This window comes from Candidatus Ozemobacteraceae bacterium (assembly GCA_035373905.1).
Classification (GTDB): domain Bacteria; phylum Muiribacteriota; class Ozemobacteria; order Ozemobacterales; family Ozemobacteraceae; genus MWAR01.
Map to the genome: position 1 here is coordinate 68,737 of DAOSOK010000027.1, position 6,261 is coordinate 74,997.

The 6,261-nt window shown below is 62.9% G+C and carries 4 protein-coding genes; 1 reads left to right on the plus strand and 3 read right to left on the minus strand.

Going from position 1 to position 6,261, the window contains the following annotated elements:
* The first annotated feature begins 84 nt into the window (after nucleotides 1-84).
* The gene (gpmA, locus tag PLU72_13880) at nucleotides 85-834 is read left to right on the plus strand and encodes a 2,3-diphosphoglycerate-dependent phosphoglycerate mutase (protein ID HOT29271.1); all 750 of its coding nucleotides are present in this window, start codon (nucleotides 85-87) and stop codon (nucleotides 832-834) included.
* Nucleotides 835-891: 57 nt separating this feature from the next.
* On the opposite strand, the gene PLU72_13885 is transcribed toward gpmA, so the two are convergent.
* The 3 genes from PLU72_13885 to PLU72_13895 all read right to left on the minus strand — a co-directional run.
* A complete protein-coding gene (locus tag PLU72_13885; protein HOT29272.1) occupies nucleotides 892-2,121 on the minus strand; it encodes a fucose isomerase in 1,230 nt (409 codons plus the stop codon).
* 21 nt (nucleotides 2,122-2,142) lie between these two features.
* Complete coding sequence (locus PLU72_13890) at nucleotides 2,143-4,692, minus strand: hypothetical protein (protein HOT29273.1); 2,550 nt, start codon at nucleotides 4,690-4,692, stop codon at nucleotides 2,143-2,145.
* Nucleotides 4,693-4,954: 262 nt separating this feature from the next.
* Nucleotides 4,955-6,261: hypothetical protein (locus PLU72_13895; protein ID HOT29274.1), on the minus strand; the 1,307-nt coding region annotated here is incomplete at its 5' end.

The following is a 6,261-nucleotide window of genomic DNA, read 5'->3' on the forward strand; positions in this document are numbered from 1 at the left end:
TCCTCATGTTGGATGTGAGCGTATGGCACAGGAGTTTGATATAGTAGACGTCAGAGTTCTTTATGAGGATATAAGGAGGATCGCATGTATACGGTCGTGTTGCTTCGGCACGGAGAGAGCACCTGGAACAAGGAAAACCGGTTCACGGGCTGGACGGATGTCGATCTGTCCGAGAAGGGCATCGAAGAGGCCCACAAGGCCGGGCGCATCCTGAAGGAAAAGGGATTCACGTTCGATCTCGCCTACACGTCGGTGCTCAAGCGCGCCATCCGCACGCTCTGGATAACGCTCGACGAGATGGACCTGATGTGGATTCCCGTGCATCGCAGCTGGCGGCTGAACGAGCGGCATTACGGCGCTCTGCAGGGGCTGAACAAGTCGGAAACGGCCGCGAAATACGGGGACAAGCAGGTGCTCATCTGGCGGCGCAGTTACGACACGATGCCGCCGGCGCTCGAGCCGACCGACGAGCGGTTCCCCGGCCACGACCCGCGGTATCGCGGCCTGGCGAAGGCGGATCTGCCGCTCACCGAGAGCCTGAAGGAGACCGTCGCCCGGTTTCTGCCCTACTGGAACGAAACAATAGCGCCAGTTATTATATCAGGTCAGAAGGTGCTGATAGCCGCCCACGGAAACAGCCTGCGCGCGCTGGTCAAGCACCTCGACAACGTATCCGAAGCCGAGATCACCGAGCTGAACATCCCGACCGGCATGCCACTCGTCTACGAGCTCGACGCCCAGCTCAAACCCATCAGACACTATTATATAGGCGACCCCGCCGAGGTCGCCAAAGCCATGGAAGCCGTCGCCAACCAGGGCAAAGCGAAAAAATAACCTCTTCTGCATCTGTAGGGGCGGGTCTGAGACCCGCCCCCGCGTGACACGTCGGGTTCAACTTCCGATATCGATGCCGAAGGGTTCGAGGGCGTCGCTCCAGATATCTTTCCAGGCGCCGCGGGCGAGGATGTGGTGGTTGCCGAGCGGCACGCGGCCAAGGGTGTCGGCGACGCCGGGAAGCCGGATCCGAACCTGGGTCCGGCACAGGTCCTCCCGGAACTCGTGCGGGACGACTTCCCCCTCGGCGATGAACACTTTTCCCAGGTCGGGGCCGCCGAGCCGCATCACGGTCATAGTGCCGGGCCGGTAGGTCCCCGAAATGCCCACACCGATTCCCGACTCGAAGTGCGACCGCCATTTGATATTATCAACTATCGATGATGCAACTGTGCAGTGCGCGAACACTACGTCGTCCCCGAGGAAAACCGACGGATTGGCCATGAACGAGGCCTCGCCGCTCAGAATCCGGTGAACATGCATGGTGAGGAGCGCCGGCACGTCGCCCTCGCAGCCGGCCGTCACGCCTTCGTCGTTCAGCCTCGAGAGCGCGAGACAGCCCGTCGTTCCGAGTTTCTGCAGCAGATCGAAGCACCGCAGCGTCACGGCGGTCAGGCCATGGGATGCAACCACCCGCCGCATCGCGACGTACAGCCGCGCCGCGGCTTCCCGGTCATTCTCCGTGGGTTCGGCGATACTGCGCGGCTCCTGGAACTCGCGGAGCGCCTTCGCGACCTCGTCGGCCGGCACCGCCGCGTATGCGTCGTAGACCTCCTCGATGGGAATCTCCCGGATCCTGAGACCGAACCGTTTCTGCAGGGCGTCATACGAGACGCCACTCGCGATAAGCCAGTCGGAGGGTTTTCCGATGACGCCGATGACCGAACTGCGGAGCTTTACGGCAAGCGCGAGGCACATGCCGCGCCGTCCTATCTTCTGCGCCAGCATCGCCGGGTCGCCGTGCAGGAGCCTCGCCCCCTTCGACCCCTGGGCGTTGAGCCAGGCGAGCATCTCGAGGCCGGCCGGCAGGGAGTTCGAATGCGGAAGTGTCAGAAGCGTGATCGGCCGGCCGTCCGCCGCGAGTTTCGGATACAGCGCGCAAAACTCGTGTTCCGTGCCGCCAGTCAGGATGCAGACGAGGGGAATGTCGACGGTGTCGATCCGCTCGGGAACGATCTCCTCGATGGAAATGCGGTTTCCGAGGTTCGTCAGTAGCGTCGAAACGTGTTCGCGGATGCGCTTTTTGTCGTGAATCGATGAGGCCAGAGTGATGATGCCGAACTTCATGTCGCAGGCTCCTTCGGTTGATCAGAGACGGCCGCGCAGATCGTCGAGGATGGCTCCGAGGGCCGTCTCGACCGCTTTCATCTGCTCGGGGGAGTTTTCGAGGTTGATTCCAGCACCGGCCATCTGGCGTTCCGACTCGGCGCCGATCGGGAAATCAGTTATATTCACAAGACTATAGATTCTGACACCCGGAGCGCGCCGTCTGAGCAGCCTCGCGATGTGATACTGTTCGCAGTCGACCGACAGCGTGTGCCGGGCGCGAAGTTCGTTGACGCGGGCCTGCGTCTCGGCCAGCACCGTGGGAACGGTCGCGTGGCGAGCGTACGAAACCATACCGGGCACGTTCAGCCGCGCAGCGGCGTTGTCGATGACGACTTCGGCCAGGTCCCGTTCGGCCGTCGATCCGGCATACCAGATCTTCGAAGGGGCGATCCATCCGAACCGGCGGGCGATGCCGCGGTGCAGCCCCCCGCCCGTTCCGACGGCGACCACTGCCTTCAATCCGCGACCGATCAGGAGTTCGATCACCTTCGCCGGTAGCGTGCCGTAATTTGCGCCGAGCCCCGACAGGGCCATCACGAGCGGTTTTCCGCCGCCCGGCAGCGGAAGACGGCCGAGCCTGAACTCGATATCACCGATCTTCACCTGCCGCTGCTCCTCGAGATGCCATTTGAGGGGCGTCGTGAATCCGACGAAGAACACTTCGACCGGCTCGCCGAGATCTCGCAGGAACCCTGCCAGTTCGTCGGCGACCGGCAGGCCGGCATCGGGATGCCGCAACGTCTCGATGCGGCGGTCGACGACGGGGCCTTTCCCGGCCCGCAGGAAGTACACCCGGGCCTCGTGGTTCAGAAGTTGATCGTCGGTGTAAAATCCATACTCAGCGATATAAACATTGTCGTTACGTGGATCATAGCCGAGCAAGGTCTGCCGGCGGCGGTTGAAGCCGCAGGCGTTCATTTGGAAGATCTCCCGGCAGCCGCGCGCGGCGAGATACTCGCGGGCGCCCTGGGCGTCGCTCATAAGCAGCGCCCAGCGACAGCGCCGGTCGAGCTGGAGCTGCTTCAGCTCGGGGCCGGTCTGGATGTCGAGATACTCGTCGATGTTCACCAGCGAATGCCGCGCAAGCCGGTCGATCGCAACGATCTCGGGGGAATACCCGGACACGACACCCTTCAGCGCGTCGGCGCCCGGTTCTGGAACCGACACCGGGCAGAGCGTCACACTTCCGAGCGGCAGATACGTCTTGACGAACCAGTCGAGGCTTCGCGTGGCGGAAGCGCGCGGCAGAACGCCGATGTTGAAATCAGCGTCGAGGAAGCCGAGGATCGTCTCGCGGTAATCGTCGCCGGGATTCAGCATCGCGTAGGTCGACGGCTTCAGGAAATCGTCGCGGCGCAGGCCGAGCCAGTACTGCTCGTGGCTTCCCGCCGGAAGGTCCGAGATCAGCATGTCGAACAGGACGCGATAATTGTACCGGCGAAGCGTGGCTTCCCATTCCCTGATGAAGCTCGGCTTTTCCGTGAGAATGTCCGCCACGTGGCCAGGAAACGCGAACCGCGCGAAAAGATCTTCCCGGGAGAGCGCAGCATCCATCAGCACGGCCGCCTCGGATCCGAAGCCGAGGCGGTCCAGCGCTCGGTCGACGCCGAGTTCGGCCAGCACCGATCGCATGCTCTCCATGTCGTCGGCCTGGGTGACACTCCGCAGAAGATCGAAATATAGCATGTCGAATGGATAGCTTTTCGTGAGACGATCGAGTTGCCAGTTGTGCAGGAACCGTCCATCGGAGCGGAAGTCGTTGATCAGCATCGGGAACGTAAGAAGAGCCCCCGGCTTCGTCATCGCGCGGCAGTGCTTTGCCGCGGCGAGCATTCGCTTCCCTTCGGGCGTCACCGGGTCGGCGCACGCGGCGATCGTGCGGCGCATCAGATCGATCGTCGTTTCGTCTCGTGAAAACGCGTGCAGGCGGACGAGGTCACGAACGAATCGTCCGATGTTCTCGGGCTCGATCAGATCGGTGCGCGGCGGCCAGTAGCGGAACACGCGGGCCCGCAGATCCTCGATACCGCGGCCGGTCGGGTCCATGACCCGGTTGTCCGACATGACGCCGACTTTCGTCGCCGTGATGCCGATGTTGTGATACAGGTGCTGACGCTCGTTCTCGCTCTCCATGTCCGAAAGATCGAAGTGGAAATCCGGCTTCGGAAGACCGCCGCGCAGATTGCGGTTGAACATCAGCAGCTCGTCGCGAAACGCCGCGAAGCCCGCATCGGAGCTGTCGAAGATGAGGTCGATGTCGGAGATCGGCGTGAACGGGCGGCCCAGGAACAGGTCGCGAACCGTGCCGCCGTAGAGGCCGAGTTTCGCTCCGTGCCTCGCGGCCATCGCCGTGACTTCCTGGAGCATAGGCCAGGAGGCGATCAGGCGCTGATACTCGAAGTCGGACGGCGCGCGGGCCGTCTGTCCCGACACCGGCAGGCCCGCCAGCACCAGCAGAACGAGAAATGCCGCGATTCCGAGCGGACGCACCGCCGCCCATTTCCAGTCTACCGAACGCCGCTGCATCATCTTCTTCTCCTTGGTCGTGTCGTGTGTCATGCGCATCTTACCAGCATCGTCGCCTTTCTGGAAACTTCGCGTAGATGAAGCGACTCAGGCAGGGAGCATACACCTCGATCCTGCAGATAGAAAACGATATTCCGTTCGCCCTGAGCTTGTCGAAGGGCGAGTGCATTCGTGCTTCGACAAGCTCAGCACGAACGGTATCGAGTATGCGGGTGATTGTCGTGTTACGTGTGAGACGATTAGTAATGGCCTTTTCCTTGTAGATTCATGACTCATATTTGCATGAGTATTCATCTCGCAGAACTTTGAAGAACGTTCGGGAAGGGGTTTCGCGAGCGATCAATTCCGTCTCGCGCGTTCCGAGCGCCCGGGCCAGTCGTTCCACGGCCGTGCGGATGAAACGCTCCGCCTCGGCTCTGTCACTGAACTCGTCCAGCCATGAGCGAACGACCGAAGCGAGGCGCGCTTCGAGTCCCAGGATGGTTTCCGCGATCCGGCTCAGGCCGGCAATGTCGATGCCCGCAGGTACGGCCCCCGCGTTGAGCAGGGTCGTGACGCGGCCGATCAGAAGCGCCCGCGATTCCTGGAAGCTGACGAGGAACCGGTGCCGGGCGACCGGCGTTTCGCGAAACTCGCCGAACCGCTCGAACTCGAGCCATGTCTCGACATGGCCGATGCCCGAGCGATACACGAACCGGTCGTCCCGGATGACCCCGTCGATCCGCTCGGCGACGCGCGTCAGCGGGGCGCCGGGGAACGGCTTCAACTCGTTCACGCGGCTCGACGACTCGAGATCGATGCGGAACCGGCGCAGGTTCAGGGCCAGTTTCGCGAGGTGGTAATAGGTGCGCACCCGGTCCTCGTCGCCGACGAACGGGTTGTTCATGAGCAGGAAACAGCGCGACGCCATCCCCTCCGCCTCGATCGCCGTCAGCACGGCCTCGATCTCGTCGAAGGTATAGGCCGGGTGCGCGGCCTCGCCTTCGAGGGCAAGCCGCAGGGTGTCGGTCTTGAGCATGCGGATCGACTCGTCGGTGAACGAGTCGATGCCCACCACGATCTCGTCGATGCCGAGGCGGCGGTAGGCTTTCACGAGATCGAGCCTGACCTCGCCTTGGCGTCCCGGCGCCGTCCGGCGCAGAAATCCGGCAAGGCCGCTGTGGCGCACGTAGAATTCGAACCACGGCCCGAGGCCCTCCGCGGCGACGCCAGCCGCGAGCTGCACGATCCGGTCGGGATCGCGGTTGAAATACGAGTCCAGAAAAAACACGTCGACGAACTCGCCCGGCTGCAGCGCGGCCATCTCCCTGATACGCTTCAGCAGGTCGATGACCAGTTCAGGTTTCAAGGCGGTGAATGGCTGGAAACCGCCCGAACAGCAGATACTGCACCGGTTTCCGCAGCCGCGGCTCGAGAGGATGAGGTAGCTGAGCCTCGCGGGCGTTTCGCGGCGCGGCACGAAGTAACCCCGGAAAAACCGGTCGTAAACGGGCGAATAGATGCGCCGAAGCGTGACGGGGTCGAACCGCAGGGTGTTCAGCCCCGCCTGGGTCAGCAGGGCCCGTCGGTCGA